Source organism: Herbaspirillum frisingense GSF30, assembly GCF_000300975.2.
Lineage (GTDB): Bacteria > Pseudomonadota > Gammaproteobacteria > Burkholderiales > Burkholderiaceae_D > Herbaspirillum > Herbaspirillum frisingense.
The window spans coordinates 78,240-97,687 of record NZ_AEEC02000006.1; the positions used below are offsets into that span (position 1 = coordinate 78,240).

Genomic DNA, 19,448 nt, shown 5'->3' on the forward strand with positions numbered 1-19,448 from the left:
TGCCTTTGGTTGTCACTCTGTATCGAATAAGATACGCAAAGTCGTTGTTGATGTTCAAACACGTAAATATTGATGACATTGCGAGCTTGATTCTCGTCAACAAATCAATTGTTTGATTCCCATCTTGCACTGCGCTATCGTACGGGCTACAGAGACACCTAAGGCTGCTTGATGACATTTCTATCCATTCTCTTTGCGCTGTTAATCGAACAACTCAAACCACTGCGTGCGGACAATCCGGTTTATGCATCCATCAAGTCTTTCGCGGCCACGATAGAGGGCTGGTTCAACGCCGGCCACGTTCATCACGGCCGACTGGGCTGGGTGGTGATGGTCGGTGCGCTGACCGTGCCGGTGGCGCTGGTGTACTGGTTGCTGCTGCATGTGAGCCTGGTGGCGGCGTTTGCCTGGAACGTGCTGGTGGTCTACATGACGCTGGGCTTCCGTCATTACAGTCATTACTTCACTTCCATCCAGCTGGCCCTGAACACGGGCGACGAGATGACTGCCCGCACCCTGCTGGCCGAATGGACCAAGCTGGACACCGCCGGCATGGACGTCAGCGAGATTTCGCGCATCGCCTCCGAGCGCGCCCTGATCACCACGCATCGCCATGTGTTTGGCGTGTTCTTCTGGTTCCTGATGCCGGTCGGCCCAGCACTGGCGGTGATGTATCGCGTCGCCGAGTACCTCTCGCGCGCCTGGAACGAGCCCGATCACATGAAGTTCGAGGCCTTCGGCCGCTTCGCTGCCCAGGCCTTCTACTGGATCGACTGGATTCCGGCACGCCTGACCGCCTCCGCCTTTGCCGTGGTGGGTAACTTCGAGGATGCCATCTACGCCTGGCGCAACTTCGCCAACCGCTGGGAGGACGAGGCCGCCGGTATCATCCTGGCCGCCGGTGGTGGCGCCATGGGCGTGCGCTTCGGCACCGAAAACCAGGCCGCTGCCGGCATCATCCTGCCGGTTGATGCGGCCACGGTCGATTCCATGCCCGAGGAGACCGACGGCCTGCCCGGTGACACACCATCCCCGCGCACCCTGCAGAGCACCGTGGGCCTGGTCTGGCGTGCCTTGTTGCTGTGGATGTTCCTGTTGCTGCTGCTGTCAGTCGCGGTCTGGATGGGCTAGTTCTTTCGAATTGAGACGAGCGGGCGGTGGCCCGCTTCGTTTTTTTGGGGAACGCGATTCCCGCCAACCCGGTATACTTCCGGATTCACATCACCAAGATCGCATCCCGCCGGGCAGCAGCTCAGCCCGGACCAGGAACGAGCGACGCGCAGGGCCAGGCAAGGCAGAATGGCTGGAGGCGAGGAGACCGGTAGAAGCCAAGTCTTCTATAAGATATAATACTCAACACCGCAGGCACCCCCGCGACAAGTCGCGCAGGCACCGCGGAATCCAGGGCTCGGGTCTCACCAGGACCGGGGCATTCGGTTGCAAGCGCTATAGAAGAACTGCACGTATGGCTGATCCCATCAAACCCGCAAACGCACCGGCCAAAGAATTCATCATCCTGGGCAAGACCTCGGATGGCCGGCAGTTCCGCCCCAGCGACTGGGCGGAGCGCCTGTGCGGCGTGATGTCGTGTTTCCGTCCGGAAGGCAGTGGCGGGCGCAACGCACACCTGAAGTATTCTCCCTACGTCTTGCCGACCCACATCGATGGCGTGCGCTCGGTGGTGGTCAACGAAGCCCTGCGCGAGCTGGAACCGCTGGCGTATCACTTCGTGGTCAACTTCGCCAAGGACAACGACCTGCAGGTGATCGAAGCCTGTGTCCTGCCTGACCCTCCCAAGGAAAACAAGGCGCCCTGAGCCTTGTCATCCCCGCCGGGCGGTTTGTATCGCCCGGGCAATACCCCGCCAGCTTCATGCCGCCCCTGCAGGCGGTCCCGCCAGCAGTTACACTACTACCCGTCTTCACTTCCCGCGCTCAGCCGGACACATCAGCCAGAGCCAGCGGGATCACCTGGCCGTACGCGGCCGCCTAATCACGGAGAAGAAGCATCATGAACCACCGCATGGAGCGCGACACCTTTGGCCTGATCGAAGTCCCGGCCGACCGCCTGTGGGGCGCGCAGACCGAACGTTCGCTGCACCACTTCCACATTTCCACCGAGCGCATGCCAGCCGAGCTGATCGTGGCACTGGCTGCCGTCAAGCGTGCCTGTGCCAGTGTCAATCGCGACCTGGGCAAGCTGGAGGGCAAGAAGGCCGAGGCCATCATCGCTGCCGCTGATGAAGTGATCGCCGGCAAGCATCCGCTGGAATTCCCGCTGTCGGTCTGGCAGACCGGCTCCGGCACCCAGAGCAACATGAACATGAACGAGGTGCTGGCCAACCGTGCCTCCGAGCTGTTGGGTGGCGTACGTGGCGAAGATCGCCTGATCCACCCCAATGACGACGTCAATCGCGGCCAGTCCTCCAACGACATCTTCCCGACCGCCATGCACGTGGCCGCCTGCATGGCCGTGGCGACCCACCTGATTCCCTCGCTGCACAAGCTGCGCGGCACCCTGGCGGAGAAATCCACCCAGTTCGCCGACATCGTCAAGATCGGCCGCACCCACCTGCAGGACGCCACTCCGCTGACCCTGGGCCAGGAGTTCTCCGGCTACGTGGCCCAGCTGGAACATGCGGAGTCGGCCGTCATCGCCACCCTCAATGCCATCTCCGAACTGGCCGCCGGCGGCACGGCGGTCGGCACGGGCCTGAATGCCCACCCCGAATTCGGCGAGCGCGTGGCTGCCGAGCTGGCCAAGTTCTTCGGTTTCCCCTTCAAGACCGCGCCCAACAAGTTCGCCGCACTGGCCGGCCATGATGCCCTGGTGGCCTCGCATGGCGGCCTGAAGACGCTGGCCGCGGCGATGATGAAGATTGCCAACGACGTGCGCTGGCTGGCATCCGGCCCGCGCTCGGGCCTGGGCGAGATCACCATCCCCGAGAATGAACCGGGCAGTTCCATCATGCCGGGCAAGGTCAATCCGACCCAGTGCGAGGCCATGACCATGCTCTGCGCCCAGGTCTTCGGCAACGATGTTGCCTTGAACATCGGTGGCGCCAGCGGTAATTTCGAGCTCAACGTCTTCAAGCCGGTGATCATCCATAACTTCCTGCAGAGCGTGCGCCTGCTGGCCGACGGCATGGCCAGTTTCGAGGAGCACTGCGCCCGCGGCATCGAGGCCAACCGCAGCCGCATCGGCGAACTGATGGAAAAGTCGCTCATGCTGGTGACCGCCCTGGCACCGCACATCGGCTACGACAAGGCCGCCAAGATCGCCAAGCAGGCGCATCACGACGGCACGACCCTGAAGCAGGCCGCTCTGGCCTTGGGCTATGTCACTGAAGAGCAGTTCGTGGAGTGGATCAAGCCGGAGCAGATGACGCGGCCGGGTTGAGCCAGGTTCAGTGTTGCCGGGGCACTGGCATTCCTGAGTTGCCCTGGCGTGATAAGCATCGACGGCCTTGCAAAAGGCCGTTTTTGTTTTTGCAGACCTTGACGGCAAGGCCTTGCCCGGCTGAAGTAGCACGCTGCACATTGCTGCAAAGCACGGTGATTTGCAAAGCCTTTTCAACCCCATGTATATCAATATTGATTAGGGTTACGAATTGAAACATCTCAAGATTTAAGACCAGCCCCGGCGTATATTGCTTTCATGCGCCAGATGCGTCTGCAAGCCGCGCCCGACAAGGAGTTTCGGGCGATCGGGGAAAGCGGCAGCGATGTCATCGGCGATAATTCCCGACATTCAGAGACACTCCCAAAGGCAATAACATGAAGAAAATAGCGGCAATCGGCGTCTGCGGCGTGCTGGCGGTGGCCGGCCTGGTGGCTAGCGCGTCGGTGTATGCACATGGGCGCTTCTATGGCGGCGTGGTGATCGGCGGGCCGATCTGGGTGCCGCCGCCGGTCTACTACCCGCCTCCGGTCTATGTGGAACGGGTGCCGGCACCGGTCTACGTGGAGCCGCCGCGCCAGGATTACTGGTACTACTGCCAGGAATCCAAGGCGTATTACCCCTATGTCCAGAACTGCCCCAGTCCCTGGATGAAGGTGGTTCCCAATACCCCCGCCGTTCCCGGCGGTCCGCCACCGCAATAGCCTGGCGACCGGGTCGCGCAGGCCGTTCTCAGATGCTCTGCGCTAAAGCAATACCTTCACAGATAAAGGAATCAACGTGAAACCCATCTACAAGACCGCCGCTACCGTCACCGCCGTCGGCGCCATGCTGGCGCTCGGTGGTTGCGTGAGCGTACCGACCGGACCGTCCGTGATGGCGATGCCAGGCAAGGACAAGAGTTACGAGCAATTCCGTGCCGACCAGCAGCAATGCCAGCAGTACGCCCAGGACGCCATCGGCGGGCAGGCGGCGCAGACCCAGAACAATGCGGCCAACAGCGCCGCGGTCGGTACCGCCGTAGGTGCGGTGGCCGGCGCACTGATCGGCGCGGCTTCCGGCAATGCCGGTGCCGGGGCGGCCATCGGTGCTGGTGGTGGCCTGCTGGTGGGCAGCGCAGCCGGCAGCAATGCGGCTGCGGGCGGCAATTATTCGATGCAGCAGCGCTATGACATGACCTATACCCAGTGCATGTACAGCAAGGGCAACCAGGTGCAGCAGCCGGTCCAGACCACCACCGTCTATACCTACCACCCGCGCTACTACTACGCTCCGCCGCCGCCTCCGGGCTACTATGGTCCGCCGCCGACGTATTACGGCCCGCCGCCGGGTGCATATTGAGAACGCAGATGGTGAAGAAAACAAACCGCATCCCCGGATGCGGTTTTTTCTTATGCAACGCAACATGGCGGCCCGCCAGTGCTATACTCGCCGCCATGCTTTTCCGAACCCAACTTGCGAAAACCCAGCATTGGTGGCGCGCCTGACCCAGGCGGCCCGTTTTCACACAGATTGACCATGTGATGCCGCCGGTTCCGGCGGCATGTTTTTTTCAGCTTCGGACCGGCGGCATTCCAGACAGATTAACGATCAGGAATGACCATGTCTTCGAACGCCACTAGTTCCGCTTCCAGCACGACCTCCGCTTCCACCTTGCCCGTGGTCCTCACCGGCGACCGTCCTACCGGTCCGCTGCACCTGGGGCACTACATCGGTTCCCTCAAATCGCGCGTAGCGCTGCAGGAGACTTCGCGCCAGTTCCTGCTGCTGGCCGACACGCAGGCCATGACCGACAACGTCGGTCGCCACCAGAAAGTCACCGACAACGTGCTGGAGGTGGCGCTGGACTACCTGGCCGTGGGCATCGATCCCGAGAAATCGACCATCTTCATCCAGTCCCAGGTGCGCGAGCTTTACGAACTGTCGATGGTGTTGCTGAACCTGGTGACGGTGTCGCGCCTGGAGCGCAATCCCACGATCAAGGAAGAGATCCGCCTGCGCGGCTTCGAGCGCGATATCCCGGCCGGTTTCCTGACCTATCCGGTCAGCCAGGCGGCGGACATCACCGCCTTCAAGGGGCAACTGGTGCCGGTGGGCAGCGACCAGTTGCCGATGATCGAGCAGACCAACGAACTGGTGCGCAAATTCAACGCCACCGTCGATCGTGAAGTGCTGGTGGAATGCAAGGAAGTGCTTTCCGAAACCGGCCGCCTGCCCGGCATCGACGGCAAGGCCAAGATGAGCAAGTCGCTGGGCAATTCCATCGCCCTGGGCGCGACGCCGGCCGAGATCAAGCAGGCCGTGCACCGCATGTACACCGACCCTAACCACCTGCGCGTGGACGATCCGGGTCAGGTCGAGGGCAATGTGGTCTTCACCTTCCTGGATGCCTTCGACCCCGACCGCGATGCCGTGGCCGAGCTGAAGGCCCACTATACCCGGGGTGGTCTGGGCGACAGCGTGGTCAAGCGTCGGCTGGAAGGCATCCTGCAGGAATTGCTGGAACCCATCCGCACCCGTCGCGAAGAGTTCGCCAAGGACCGTGGCGAAGTGCTGGCCATCCTCAAGCGCGGCACCGAGCGTGCCAGTGCCGTGGCCGCGCAGACCATGTCGGAAGTCAATGCCGCGCTGGGCCTGAACTACTTCGGCTAAGGCGCCCAGGCGACCGCCTGCAGAAAACGAGACCGCCGCTTCCCGGCAAGGGGAGCGGCGGTTTTTTCATGCCTGAGGAGGAGTTCAGCGTGCCTTGGTTGGCGTCATCTGCGGCAGTTCCAACAAGACTTCCAGCCCGCCTTCAGCCAGATTGCGCAGGCGCAGCTGGCCATGATGGTTCTCGGCGATATTGAGCGCGATGGTCAGGCCCAGCCCGGTGCCACCGGTATCGCGTGAACGCGAGGTTTCCAGCCGATAGAAGGGTTCGAAGACTGCCTCCAGCTCGGCATCGGGGATGCCCGGCCCCTGGTCGCGGATACGGATGGCGATCTTCTGTTGCTCCAGGGCGATGCTGACCCGCGCCTGGCGGCCGTACTTGCAGGCATTGTCGATCAGGTTGGTCAGGCAGCGCCGCAGCGCCCCCGGCTGGGCCATCACGAAGGCGCGGGTGCTGCCTTGCAGGCTCACGTCCTGGCCGGCGTCGGCAGCATCGGCACAGACGCTGTCGAGCAGGGAGTCGATATCCAGGGCTTGTATCTTCTCCGAGGAATCCATGCTGCGCGCCAGGTCCAGCCCCTCGCGCACCATGCCGTGCATCACGCCCAGATCGTCGATCAGCTTTTGCTGCAGTTCGGCGTCGGTGACCTTTTCCAGGCGCAGGCGCATGCGTGTCAGCGGCGTCTGCAAATCGTGGGTGATGGCCGCCAGCATGTGGGTGCGATGCTGTATCTGGCGCCGGATGCGGCCCTGCATGGCATTGAAGGCATGCGCCGCCTGCCGGATTTCGGTGGGGCCGGTCTCGGCCAGTGGCGCATGGTCGATGTCGCTGCCAAGGCGCGATGCGGCCTGGGCCAACTGGCGGATCGGGCGGGTCGCCATGCGCGCCACCAGCCAGGCCAGCATCGCGATCAGCGCCAGGAACAGCAGGATGTACTGCAGGCCGAACGGTCCACCCGGTCCACCGCGTCCGCGCAGGGCAGGGGGCTCGCCCGGCTGGTGCAGGCGCAGGCGCATCAGGGCCTGGTCGTGCAGGCTCACGTAGATCACGCGGCAGGTGTCGCGGCGCGGGGCGTGGGCATCATCGGCCCGCAAGGGCGGGCATTCGCTTTCGCGCTGGACGGCGATCTTGCGGTCCTCCCCCAGACGCGACTGCAGCATCTCGATGAGCGGGCTGGTGCTGGCGTTGGGCCCGATGGCGTCATTCATGTCGTCCACCATGCGCGCCTCGAAACCGAAGTTGGTGGCGGCCTGCAGCACGATGGGACGTTGCGGCGGCGGGATGTCGTCCACCGCCTGGACGATCTGTTCCACGCGGTCGGCCAGATGCTGGAAGCGCAGTTCGCGCAAGGTGCTGCGGCGCTCGTTGCCAGACAACCAGGTGGTGGCCATGACCGCCACCACGATGCCCGCCAGCAGCAGGAAGAAGATGCGGTTGCCGATGGAGCCCAGGAAATCCTTCATGCCGGCCGGCCTGCACCTTCCGCGCTGACCGTGGTGGCCAGCACATAACCCTCGTTGCGCACGGTCTTGATGATGGTGGGCGTGCGCGCATCGTCACCCAGCTTCTGGCGCAGGCGGCTGATCTGGATATCCACGGAGCGGTCGAAGGGATCGGATTCGCGGCCCTGGGTCAGCTCCAGTAACTGGTCGCGGTTGAGCACCCGGTTGGGATGGTCGAGGAACACCTTCAGCAGCCGGAACTCCGCCCCCGACAGGGCTACCACCACGCCATCGCGGTTCACCAGATGGCGCGCCGTCAGGTCCAGCGTCCAGCCGGCAAAGCGCATGGTGGCCACGTCCGGCTGGGCCATGTTGGGCGGCAGTGCCTGGGTCCGGCGCAGCACGCTGCGGATGCGGGCGAACAGCTCGCGCGGCTCGAAGGGCTTGGCCAGGTAGTCGTCGGCGCCCATTTCCAGGCCCAGGATGCGGTCCAGCGGCTCGCCGCGCGCGGTCAGCATGATCACCGGCACCGATGAGGTGGCGCGCAGGTTGCGACACAGCGTCAGGCCATCTTCCCCGGGCAGGGTCAGGTCCAGCACGATCAGGTCCACCCGCGACTCTTCCAGCACCCGACGCATTTCGCTGCCATTGGTGGCGGTCAGGGTGCGCAGGCCGTTGCTGTCCAGGTATTCGGCCAGCAGTGTGCGGATGTCGCGGTCGTCATCGACGACGAGGATGTGAGTATTTGTATCCATGGGACGCATTATGCCGAACTTGTCCGTACGTGCAGGATGGATTTGTATCGGGTCTTTACAAGGAGGGGGATGGAAATAAAACGATACCTGGGAGGCCTGCGGATATACAAAACGATACAAATGACGGCACAGCGGAAAAATCGCCGATACACGCCGCCGGTTTAATGGGAACCGTGCCAAGACAGCACTTCGCTGTATGACAGTACAAGCGCAGTACAAGCACAGTACCAAGCGCAAGACCCACTGAAAGGAGCAACACATGTTGACATTCAAGAACCGTATCCTGGCCGGCATCGCCGCCGTAAGCATCAGCGCCGTGACGCTGTCGGCCTTCGCCCAGATGCCCCCGGACGGCCCGCAAGGCCACGCCCCGAGCCCGGAACAGATCGCCAAGTTCGAGCAGATGCGCGCCAAGCACCAGGCCCAGCTGCACGACAAGCTCAAGATCACCGCCGCCCAGGAAGCCGGCTGGAAGCTGTTCCTGGACAAGACCAAGCCGGCCCCGTTTGACCGTGCCGCCCGTCCCAACAAGGAAGAATGGGCCAAGCTGTCCACCCCGGAACGTCTGGACAAGCAGCTGGACATGATGCGCAAGCGCGAATCCTTCGCAGAACAGCGCATCGCCGCCACCAAGGAGTTCTACGCCACCCTGTCGCCGGAGCAGCAGAAGACCTTCGACGCCGAGTTCGCCAAGATGCAGCACCATCGCTGGGAACAGATGCATCACGGCCAGCGTGGCGAGCACAAGGGCCCGCCGCGTGACGGCAAGCCCGCTCCCGACGCTCCGGCCAAGTAAGGCACACGGCAGCATTCGCCCGTGCGTTGCAAGCGCGGGCGTTTTCCACCCCGACAGCCTTGCGCTTGACCCGCAAGGCTGTTCTCATTGGCGCGGCCGGCAATAGCTGGGTACACTGCGTGCCAGCCGATGCAGGTGGCATGCGTGGTTGCAGAGTTGCAAGCCGCCCAGGAGAGAATAGCGGTAGGCGGCCCGATCCAACAGGATGGGCCGCCTTCCCTTATGCTCTTGCCTTTGCGTGACCGGATAACGGCACGCCGACGCGATGGCAGAGCGCTGCATCGACTTCCCATGAGACAAGGCCGCCTGTTGGCGGTCTGCATACGTGATCGGTTTACTGGTTTCCCTGACATGACAAATACTCCCAATCCCGGCCAGCCATCTCCCTCCCCATCTCCTTCGCGTTCCCGTGGCAGCATCCTGCGCCGCTGGTGGTTCTGGGTACTGGTGGCCGCACTGGCCGCCGGTGGCGGGTACAAATACTGGTCCAAGAAGAAGGCCGAGCAGGAGCAGATGAGTGCCATGGGTGGCCCCGGTGGCCCCGGGGGCCGTCCAGGTGCTGGCGGTCCGGGCGCCCGCCGTCCGGGCGCCGGCGCCTTCGCTGGCCAGACCATGCCGGTCGGCGTGGCCAAGGCCCGGGTGCAGGATGTGGATGTCTTCCTCAACGGACTGGGGGCCGTCACCCCCACGGCCACCGCCACCGTGCGCGCCCGGGTCGATGGCCAGTTGATGAAGCTGCATTACAAGGAAGGCCAGGTGGTCAAGGCCGGTGAGCTGCTGGCCGAGATCGACCCGCGCTCGCTGCAGGCCGCGCTGACCCAGGCCGAAGGCCAGCTGGCGCGCGACCGCGCACTGCTGAGCTCGGCCCGGCTTGACCTGAAGCGCTACCAGACCCTGCTGTCGCAGGACTCCATCGCCAGCCAGCAGGTCGACACCCAGGCCGCGCTGGTCAAGCAATATGAGGGAACGGTCAAGGCCGATGAGGGCAGCGTCGCCAGCGCCCGCCTGCAGTTGTCGTTCACCCGCGTGATCGCCCCCATCAGTGGCCGCCTGGGCCTGCGCCAGGCCGACGTCGGCAACAACGTCACCACCAGCGACACCAACGGCCTGGTCATCATCACCCAGCTGCAGCCGATCACCGCCATCTTCAGCATTCCCGAAGACAATATCCCCAAGGTCTTGCAGCAGCTGCAGAGCGGTCGCAAGCTGCCGGCCCAGGCCTGGGACCGGGAGCAGAAGAAGAAACTGGCCGACGGCGTGCTGCTGACCATCGACAACGTGGTCGATTCCACCACCGGCACGGTCAAGCTCAAGGCCCAGTTCCCCAATACCGACTACGCGCTGTTCCCCAGCCAGTTCGTCAATATCCGCCTGCAGCTCAATACCGAGCAAGGTGCCACCGTCATCCCGACGGCCGCCATCCAGCGCGGGGCCAAGGGTTTGTTCGTCTATGTGGTCAAGGAAGACAACACCGTCACCGTGCGCCCGGTCAAGACCGGCCCGGTACAGGATGACCTGACTGTCATCACCGACGGCGTGGCCGCCGGCGAGACCGTGGTCATCGACGGCATCGACCGGCTGCGCGAAGGCGCCAAGGTCGAGGCCGTGGCACGCGGTGGTGCCGACGACCCGGCCAACAAGCTCACCACCGAGAACCCCGATGCACGCCGCCATGGCAAGCGTGGCCAGGGTCAAGGACAAGGGGCCGGACAGGCCGCAGGGCAGGGCGCAGAAGGCGGTCAGGGCGGTCAGGCCAGCATGAGCCCGGAAGAGCGCCAGAAGCGCTGGGCCGAGCTCAACAAACGCATCGATGCCGGCGAATTCGGCGAAGAGATCAAGAAGCTGCCTGAAGACCAGCGTCGCCAGAAGATGATGGAACTGCGGCGCCAGCGCGAGGCAGGCAATGCCAATGGCGGCACCGGTGGTGCCAGCAACGCAGGCAACGCCAACGGCACCAAGTAAGCACAAGGCTCACGCATGAATCCCTCGCGCCAGTTCATTCTGCGGCCGGTCGCCACATCCTTGCTGATGCTGGCGATCCTGCTGGTGGGCATCGTCGCCTACCGGCTCCTGCCGCTGTCGGCCCTGCCCGAAGTCGATTACCCGACCATCCAGGTGGTCACCCTCTATCCCGGGGCCAGCCCGGATGTGATGACTTCCTCGGTCACCGCGCCGCTGGAGCGCCAGTTCGGCCAGATGCCGGGCTTGAAGCAGATGTCTTCCACCAGTTCCGGCGGAGCCTCGGTGATCACGCTGCAGTTCAACCTCGACCTGAGCCTGGATGTGGCCGAGCAGGAGGTGCAGGCCGCCATCAACGCCGGCAGCAACCTGCTGCCCTCGGACCTGCCGATGCCGCCGGTCTACAGCAAGGTCAACCCGGCCGATACCCCCATCATCACGCTGGCGGTCACCTCCAGGACCATGCCCCTGCCCAAGGTCCAGGACCTGATCGACACCCGCCTGGCGCAGAAGATTTCCCAATTGTCGGGCGTGGGTCTGGTGAGCCTGTCGGGCGGCCAGCGCCCGGCCGTGCGCATGCAATTGAATCCGCGTGCCGTGGCCGCACTGGGCCTGAACCTGGATGACGTGCGTACCGCCATCGGCAATGCCAACGTCAATCAGGCCAAGGGCAGCTTCGACGGCCCCACCCGCGCTTCCACCATCGATGCCAACGACCAGCTGCGCTCGGCCGACGAGTATCGCAACCTGATCATCGCCTACAAGAATGGCGCGCCGATCCGGGTCTCCGATGTGGCCGATGTGATCGATGGTGCAGAAAACGTCCGCCTGGGCGCCTGGGCCAACCAGCAGCCTGCGGTGATTGTGAACATCCAGCGCCAGCCGGGTGCCAACGTGATCGCCGTGGTCGACAGCATCAAGAAGATCCTGCCGCAGCTGCAGGCCAGCCTGCCGGGCTCCATCGACGTCCACATCCTGACCGACCGCACCACCACCATCCGCGCCTCGGTGGCCGATGTGAAGTTCGAACTGCTGCTGTCGGTGGCGCTGGTGGTGATGGTGATCTTCGTCTTCCTGCGCAACGTGCCGGCCACCATCATCCCCAGCGTAGCGGTACCGCTGTCGCTGGTGGGCACCTTCGCCATCATGTATCTGGCCGGTTTCTCGATCAACAACCTGACCCTGATGGCTCTGACGATTGCCACCGGTTTCGTGGTCGACGACGCCATCGTCATGATCGAGAACATCTCGCGCTACATCGAAGAAGGCATGAAGCCCATGCAGGCGACCCTGAAAGGCGCCGAGCAGATTGGCTTCACCATCATCTCGCTGACCTTCTCGCTGATTGCGGTGCTGATCCCGCTGCTGTTCATGGGTGACGTGGTGGGGCGCCTGTTCCACGAATTCGCGGTGACCCTGGCGGTCTCCATCCTGATCTCGGCCGTGGTCTCGCTCACGCTGACCCCCATGATGTGCGCGCGCCTGCTGCGCCATCAGCCGGAAGAACAGCAGGGCTGGTTCTACCACAAGAGCCAGGTCTTCTTCGATCGCATCATCGCCCGCTACGGCGTCATGCTGGAATGGGTGCTGGAGCGCCAGAAGCTGACCCTGCTGGTGGCCGTGGCCACGCTGGGCCTGACCGTGCTGCTGTACGTGTTCGTGCCCAAGGGCTTCTTCCCGCTGCAGGACACCGGGGTTATCCAGGGTATCTCGGAAGCCACGCAGTCCATTTCCTTCAGTGCCATGGGAGAAAAACAGCAGCAACTGGCCAAGGTAGTGCTGCAAGACCCGGCCGTGGAGAGCCTGTCCTCCTTCATCGGCGTGGATGGCACCAATGCCACCCTGAACAGCGGGCGCATGCTGATCAACCTGAAGCCGCACGAAGCACGCGACGTTTCCGCCGCCGACGTGATCCGTCGCCTGCAACCCACGCTGGCGCGGGAAGTGCCGGGCGTCACCCTCTACATGCAGCCAGTGCAGGACCTGACCATCGAGGATAGCGTCTCCCGCACGCAATACCAGTTCACCCTGGAAGACGCCGATCCGGCCCTACTCAGTACCTGGGTGCCGAAGCTGATCGCGCGCCTGCAACAGGTGCCGGAACTGGCTGACGTGGCCACCAACCTGCAGGACCAGGGGCTGCAGGCCTATATCCAGATCGACCGCAATGCCGCATCGCGCCTGGGTATCACTACCGCCGCCATCGACAACGCGCTCTACAACGCCTTCGGCCAGCGCCTCATTTCCACCATCTATACGCAATCGAACCTGTATCGCGTGGTGATGGAGGTCAAGCCGGAATTCCAGCGCGGCCCCGAAGCGCTGGACAGCATCTACCTGGTCACCTCGGGCGGCGGCAAGGTACCGCTGTCGTCGATCGCCACCGTCAGCGAACGGACCGCGCCGCTGGTGGTGAACCACATCGGCCAGTTCCCGGCGGCCACCGTGTCCTTCAACCTGGCCAAGGGCGCCTCGCTGGGCAAGGCGGTCGATGCCATCAAGGCCGCCGAGGCCGAGATCGGCATGCCGGCCTCCACCGTGACCAACTTCCAGGGAGCCGCGCTGGCCTTCCAGGCCTCGCTGTCCAATACGCTTTGGCTGATCCTGGCGGCCATCATCACCATGTACATCGTGCTGGGCGTGCTCTACGAGAGCTACATCCATCCCATCACCATCCTCTCCACGCTGCCCTCGGCGGGGGTGGGCGCGCTGCTGTCGCTGATGATCTCCGGTACCGACCTGGGCATCATCGGCATCATTGGCATCATCCTGCTGATCGGCATCGTCAAGAAGAACGCCATCATGATGATCGACTTCGCCCTGGAGGCCGAACGGCACGAAGGCAAGAGCCCGCGCGAGGCGATCTATCAGGCTTGCCTGTTGCGTTTCCGGCCGATCCTGATGACCACCATGGCAGCGCTGCTGGGCGCCTTGCCGCTGATGCTGGGCACCGGCGTGGGCTCCGAACTGCGCCAGCCGCTGGGCATCACCATGGTGGGCGGCCTGTTGGTGTCGCAGGTGCTCACGCTCTTTACCACGCCGGTGATCTATCTCGGCTTCGACAGCCTGGGCCGCCGGTTGCGCGCACGCTTCGGGCAGCGCGCGCCTGGGCATGGCGGCGACGACGATGATGGTGAAGACGGCAAGCCGGCCACGCTGCCGCCGGCGGTGTAGGCGGATGCGCGCATGAATATCTCGCTTCCCTTCATCAAGCGGCCCATCGCCACCACACTCTTGACCATCGGCATCGCGCTGGCGGGCATGGTGGCCTTCCGCCTGCTGCCGGTCTCGCCGTTGCCGCAGGTGGATTACCCGACCATCTCGATCTCTGCCTCGCTGCCCGGCGCCAGCCCCGAGACCATGGCCGCGACCGTGGCCACGCCGCTGGAACGCGCCATGGGCGCCATCGCCGGGGTCACAGAGATGACCTCCACCAGCTCCCAGAACTCCACCCGCATCACCCTGCAGTTCGACCTGAGCCGCGACATCGATGGCGCCGCCCGCGACGTGCAGGCCGCGCTCAATGCCGCGCGCAGCCTGCTGCCCACCGGCATGCCGAGCAACCCGACCTATCGCAAGGTCAACCCGGCCGACGCCCCCATCCTGATCCTGGCCATGACCTCCGACACCATGACCCAGGGGCAGATGTACGACGCCGCCGACAGCATCGTGGCGCAGAAACTGTCGCAGGTGCGCGGGGTAGGGCAGGTCAGCGTGGGCGGCAGTTCACAGCCGGCCGTGCGCATCGAACTGAACCCGACCGCCCTCAACAAGTACGGCATCGGCAGCGCCGACGTGCGCACTGCAGTGGCGGCCACCAATGCCAATCGCCCCAAGGGTTTGCTGGAAGACGATGGCCGTAACTGGCAGATCTACGCCAACGACCAGGCCAAGACCGCCGCAGAATACGCGCCACTGATCGTGTCCTACCGCAACGGCACGCCGGTGCGGGTGCAGGACGTGGCCGAAGTGCGCGACTCGGTAGCCGATGTGCGCAACGCCGGCTCCTCCAACGGCAAGCCCTCGGTGCTGATCATCATCAACCGCCAGCCCGGCGCCAACATCATCGACACCGTCGACAATGTGCGCGAGCTCTTGCCGCAGCTGCAGGCTTCGATCCCGTCCGCCATCGACATGAAGGTTGTGCTGGACCGCACCCCCACCATCCGCGCCTCGTTGAAGGAAACCGAATTCACCCTGATCCTCTCGGTGGCGCTAGTGATCATGGTGGTGTTCCTGTTCCTGCGTAACGCCCGTGCCACGCTGATCCCCGCAGTGGCGGTGCCGGTGTCCCTGATCGGCACCTTCGGCGTGATGTACCTGGCCGGCTTCAGCCTGGACAACCTGTCGCTGATGGCGCTGACCATTGCCACCGGCTTCGTGGTGGACGATGCCATCGTGGTGCTGGAAAACATCTCGCGCCATATCGAGTCCGGCATGAAGCCCTACAAGGCGGCCCTGCTCGGTGCGCGCGAGGTCGGCTTCACCGTGCTGTCGATGAGCATTTCGCTCATCGCCGTGTTCATTCCCATCCTGCTGATGGAAGGCATCGTCGGCCGCCTGTTCCGCGAATTCGCCATCACCCTGTCGGTGGCCATCCTGGTCTCGCTGGTGGTGTCCCTGACCACCACGCCGATGATGTGCGCGCAGTTGCTGCGCCATGACCCGGAGGCCGACGCAGCGCGTCGCCAGCGGCGCCATCCCTGGCTGCAGAAGATTTCCGATCAGACCGCCGCCATCTTCGAAGACATGCTGCTGGCCTACGAACGCACCCTGGCCTGGGCCCTGCGGGCGGCCCCCCTGATGATGCTGATCCTGCTGGCCACGATTGCCCTGAACGTGTATCTCTACAAGGCCATCCCCAAGGGCTTCTTCCCGCAGCAGGATACGGGGCGCCTGATCGGCGGCATCCGCGGCGACCAGGCCATTTCCTTCCAGGCCATGCGCACCAAGCTCAACGACTTCATCGACATCGTCAAGGCCGATCCCGCCGTGTCGGATGTGGTGGCCTTTACCGGTGGGCAGCGGCGCAATGGCGGCTTCATGTACGTGACCCTGAAGCCGCTCACCGAACGCAAAGACAGCGCCGACAAGGTAGTGGCGCGGCTGCGCATGAAGACCGCCAAGGTGGCTGGCGCCCGGGTGTTCCTGGTACCGGTGCAGGACATCCGCATCGGTGCCCGCCAGAGCGACTCGCAGTATGAATACTCGCTCAAGTCCGATGACGTCGGCCTGCTGCGCATCTGGGAACCCAAGATCCGCCTGGCCCTGTCCAACCTCAAGGAACTGGAAGACATCAGCACCGACCAGCAGGACAACGGCCTGCAGACCACCCTGACCATCGACCGCGAGACCGCCATGCGGGCCGGTGTCACGCCACAGCTGATCGATTCCACCCTGTCCGACCTTTTCGGCCAGCGCCAGATCTCGACCATCTACAGCGGCATGAACCAGTACCACGTAGTGATGGAAGCCGCGCCGCAATACTGGCAGAGCCCGGAAACCCTGCGCGATACCTATGTCAGCCTGGCCGGCTCGTCCAACCTGTCGCCGACCACCTCCAGCCTGTCCACGCCACCGGCCCTGTCGGCGGCCGGCAAGCTCAATGCCAACACGGGCCTGGCGCAGACCATTTCCACCGCGCCCTCGCGCCAGATTCCACTGGCCGCGTTCTCGCGCTTCGAGCCGACCACCACCGCGCTGTCGGTCAGCCACGAGGGCCAGTTCGTGGCCTCCACGCTGTCCTTCAACCTGGCCGAGGGCGTGTCGCTGTCGCAGGCCACCGAAGCCATCGACCGCGCCATGGCGCAACTGGGTGTACCCACCAATGTGCTGGGCACCTTTGCCGGTACCGCCAATGCCTTCCAGTCCTCCACCTCCAGCCAGCCCCTCCTGATCCTGACGGCATTACTGGCCGTGTACATCGTACTGGGCATACTCTACGAAAGCCTGATCCATCCCATCACCATCATCTCCACCTTGCCCTCGGCCGGCGTGGGTGCCTTGCTGGCACTGATGGTGACCGGCACCGACTTCAGCCTGATCGCGCTGATCGGTGTGATCCTGCTGATCGGCATCGTCAAGAAGAACGCCATCATGATGGTGGACTTCGCCATCGATGCCGAACGCAATCGTGGCCTGTCCCCGCGTGACGCCATCTTCGAAGCCTGCCGGCTGCGCTTCCGCCCCATCATGATGACCACCATGGCCGCCTTGCTCGGCGCGATCCCGCTGGCCATGGGCCACGGCGACGGCGCCGAGCTGCGCCAGCCGCTGGGTATTTCCATCGTCGGCGGACTGGTCGTGAGCCAGCTGCTCACCCTCTATACGACCCCGGTTGTGTACCTGTACATGGAACGCCTGCGCGCCTGGGGCCAGCGCCGCTTCGGCCGCAAGAACCAGACAGAAACCTCGGCGGCCTGAGGCTGCCGCCATGGAGAAACGCATGACGCAACAAGACCTGTTCAAACTCAAGCCCGTGCTGATGGCGCTGGCGGTCAGCCTGGCGCTGACGGCCTGCGCGGTCGGCCCCGATTACGTCCGACCGCAGATGGACGAGGCCACCATGGCCCCGGCCGTTTTCAAGGAAGGCCAGAACTGGAAGCCCGCCCAGCCGCGCGACCTGATGGCCGACGGCAAGTGGTGGGAGATGTTCAACGATGCCCAATTGAATGCGCTGGTGGCGCAGGTGGACGTCTCCAACCAGAACCTGGCGCTGGCCGAAGCCAACTTCCGCAGCGCCGTGGCGCTGGTGCAGAGTTCGCGCTCGGCCTATTCGCCCACCTTGTCGGCTTCGGCCGGCGCCTCGCGGGGCCGCTCCGGCTCGGCCGGGTCTTCGACCTCGTCCGGTACCTCGTCGTCGTCCGGATCGTCCGGCGGCGTGCGCAATTCCTATACCTTCTCGCTCACCGCCGCCTGGGAGGCCGACATCTGGGGCAAGGTCCGGCGCGACGTCGAATCCAGCCAGGCCAGCGCCCAGGCCAGCGCAGCGGACCTGGCCGGCGCCCGCTTGTCGGCGCAGGCACAAGTGGCGCAGAACTACCTGCAGCTACGCGTGCTGGACGCCCAGCAGCAGTTGCTGGATGACACCGTGCAGGCCTACCAGCGCTCGCTGGAGGTAGCGCAGAACCAGTACAACGCTGGCATGGTCGCCAAGTCCGACGTGATCCAGGCACAGACCCAGCTGAAATCGGCCCAGGCCTCGGCCCTGGACAACGGCGTCACCCGCGCCCAGATCGAACATGCCATCGCCCTGCTGGTGGGCAAGACACCTGCCAGCTTCTCCCTGCCCAGGTCGCCGCTGACCGCCGTGGCGCCGCCGGTCCCGCAGGGCGTGCCGTCGATGCTGCTGGAGCGCCGTCCTGACGTGGCCGCCGCCGAGCGCCGCGTGGCCTCCGCCAATGCCAAGATCGGCGTAGCCAAGGCCGCCTATTTCCCCAGCCTGACGCTGTCGGCCTCGGGCGGTTACCAGAGTTCCACCTTTGCCGACTGGTTCACACTGCCGGGTCGGGTGTGGTCGCTGGGACCACAGCTGGCACAGACCATCTTCGACGGCGGCGCGCGCCAGGCCGCCACCGATCAGGCCATCGCCAGCTACGACGGCACGGTGGCCACCTACAAGCAGACGGTACTGACAGCCTTCCAGGAGGTCGAAGACAACCTGGCTGCATTGCGCATCCTGGAGCAGGAAGCCGCGGTGCAGGGCGAAGCGCTGCAAGCGGCGCGCCAGGCCGTCACGCTGGTGACCAACCAGTACAAGGCCGGCACGGTCAGCTACGTCAACGTCATCACCGCCCAGGCCACGGCCCTGTCGGCCGAGCTGAATTCATTGAATATCCTGAACCGCCGCATGGCCGCCAGCGTGTTGCTGGCCAAGGCCCTGGGCGGTGGCTGGGACGGACATAGCCTGGATGACCTGGGACCGCTGGAGCAGCAGAGTGCAGAGCGGGCCAGGGGTTTGAAGGAGAATGCGGCATTGAGGTAGAGGGGGGGCATTAATCCTCAGGAATCAGCGCCCCGGTCTGAACAGAGAAATTTCGTTTGACCTTCTTGAATGAATGACGACCCGAGCATGCGCTCGTAGCATCGAAGACGAACGTCAAGATGTCGTCCGAGTTAGTGGCTTCTGAAAGCTCGAACTCGTAGCCCCACGGAATGTTCTTCGGGGGCGTATTGCATTGCCGCGACTTGGCATAGAAGCTTGCAGAGAGCTGTTTAAGTTGCGCGTTGATCTTGTTGGCCGACCTGGTGTTCAGATATCTGGAGGGTTTTACGGTCACCTTCTCGATATAGATCCGGTTCATTGCATCTCTTGCCCCTGTTTTTTTATAAACGGAAGTTTCCAGCTTGATATCGCCGAGATCCAGTTCTTCCCCGAAGCTGGGTTGAAAAATCGACGGTAGTAATACGGTGATTGCCAAGGCTAGGTTTTTTTTCAGCATTCTGTG

General features: G+C 64.0%; 14 protein-coding genes. 11 read left to right on the forward strand and 3 right to left on the reverse strand.

Going from position 1 to position 19,448, the window contains the following annotated elements; genetic code table 11:
• Positions 1-171 precede the first annotated feature (171 nt).
• From HFRIS_RS06185 to trpS, 6 genes are all read left to right on the forward strand, one after another.
• Positions 172-1,131, forward strand: coding sequence for a CobD/CbiB family protein (locus HFRIS_RS06185; RefSeq protein ID WP_006462410.1), 960 nt, complete (start codon positions 172-174; stop codon positions 1,129-1,131).
• Between the two features lie 334 nt (positions 1,132-1,465).
• A complete protein-coding gene (locus tag HFRIS_RS06190; RefSeq protein ID WP_006462412.1) occupies positions 1,466-1,816 on the forward strand; it encodes a DUF3579 domain-containing protein in 351 nt (116 codons plus the stop codon).
• 194 nt (positions 1,817-2,010) lie between these two features.
• The gene (gene fumC / locus HFRIS_RS06195) at positions 2,011-3,399 is read left to right on the forward strand and encodes a class II fumarate hydratase (protein WP_006462414.1); all 1,389 of its coding nucleotides are present in this window, start codon (positions 2,011-2,013) and stop codon (positions 3,397-3,399) included.
• A 377-nt stretch (positions 3,400-3,776) separates the two neighbouring features.
• Positions 3,777-4,103 (forward strand): hypothetical protein, encoded by a 327-nt coding sequence (locus tag HFRIS_RS06200; protein ID WP_006462415.1) that lies wholly within the window; start codon positions 3,777-3,779, stop codon positions 4,101-4,103.
• A 76-nt stretch (positions 4,104-4,179) separates the two neighbouring features.
• Positions 4,180-4,740, forward strand: a complete 561-nt coding sequence (locus HFRIS_RS06205; RefSeq protein ID WP_006462416.1) for a glycine zipper family protein — start codon at positions 4,180-4,182, stop codon at positions 4,738-4,740.
• A 261-nt stretch (positions 4,741-5,001) separates the two neighbouring features.
• Positions 5,002-6,051, forward strand: a complete 1,050-nt coding sequence (trpS, locus tag HFRIS_RS06210) for a tryptophan--tRNA ligase (protein ID WP_006462417.1) — start codon at positions 5,002-5,004, stop codon at positions 6,049-6,051.
• Between the two features lie 84 nt (positions 6,052-6,135).
• On the opposite strand, the gene HFRIS_RS06215 is transcribed toward trpS, so the two are convergent.
• Complete coding sequence (locus tag HFRIS_RS06215; RefSeq protein WP_006462418.1) at positions 6,136-7,512, reverse strand: ATP-binding protein; 1,377 nt, start codon at positions 7,510-7,512, stop codon at positions 6,136-6,138.
• Positions 7,509-8,246 (reverse strand): response regulator, encoded by a 738-nt coding sequence (locus HFRIS_RS06220; protein WP_006462419.1) that lies wholly within the window; start codon positions 8,244-8,246, stop codon positions 7,509-7,511. Before HFRIS_RS06220 ends, HFRIS_RS06215 begins: the two co-directional genes overlap by 4 nt.
• Before the next feature lie 259 nt (positions 8,247-8,505).
• Between HFRIS_RS06220 and HFRIS_RS06225 the strand changes: the two genes are divergently transcribed.
• The 5 genes from HFRIS_RS06225 to HFRIS_RS06245 all read left to right on the forward strand — a co-directional run bounded on the left by HFRIS_RS06225 (position 8,506) and on the right by HFRIS_RS06245 (position 18,985).
• Positions 8,506-9,042, forward strand: coding sequence for a Spy/CpxP family protein refolding chaperone (locus HFRIS_RS06225; protein ID WP_006462420.1), 537 nt, complete (start codon positions 8,506-8,508; stop codon positions 9,040-9,042).
• Between the two features lie 351 nt (positions 9,043-9,393).
• Positions 9,394-11,004, forward strand: coding sequence for an MdtA/MuxA family multidrug efflux RND transporter periplasmic adaptor subunit (locus tag HFRIS_RS06230; protein WP_039874673.1), 1,611 nt, complete (start codon positions 9,394-9,396; stop codon positions 11,002-11,004).
• Positions 11,005-11,019: 15 nt separating this feature from the next.
• Entirely contained in the window at positions 11,020-14,175 is a 3,156-nt protein-coding gene (locus HFRIS_RS06235) for an MdtB/MuxB family multidrug efflux RND transporter permease subunit (protein ID WP_006462422.1), read from the forward strand.
• Positions 14,176-14,187: 12 nt separating this feature from the next.
• Positions 14,188-17,424 (forward strand): efflux RND transporter permease subunit, encoded by a 3,237-nt coding sequence (locus tag HFRIS_RS06240; protein WP_006462423.1) that lies wholly within the window; start codon positions 14,188-14,190, stop codon positions 17,422-17,424.
• Between the two features lie 22 nt (positions 17,425-17,446).
• The gene (locus HFRIS_RS06245; protein WP_006462424.1) at positions 17,447-18,985 is read left to right on the forward strand and encodes an efflux transporter outer membrane subunit; all 1,539 of its coding nucleotides are present in this window, start codon (positions 17,447-17,449) and stop codon (positions 18,983-18,985) included.
• A 10-nt stretch (positions 18,986-18,995) separates the two neighbouring features.
• Here HFRIS_RS06245 and HFRIS_RS06250 read toward each other — a convergent pair whose 3' ends face one another.
• Positions 18,996-19,442 carry a hypothetical protein gene (locus tag HFRIS_RS06250; RefSeq protein ID WP_006462425.1) on the reverse strand — a complete coding sequence of 149 codons (447 nt, stop codon included), beginning with the start codon at positions 19,440-19,442 and terminating at the stop codon, positions 18,996-18,998.
• Positions 19,443-19,448 lie beyond the last annotated feature (6 nt).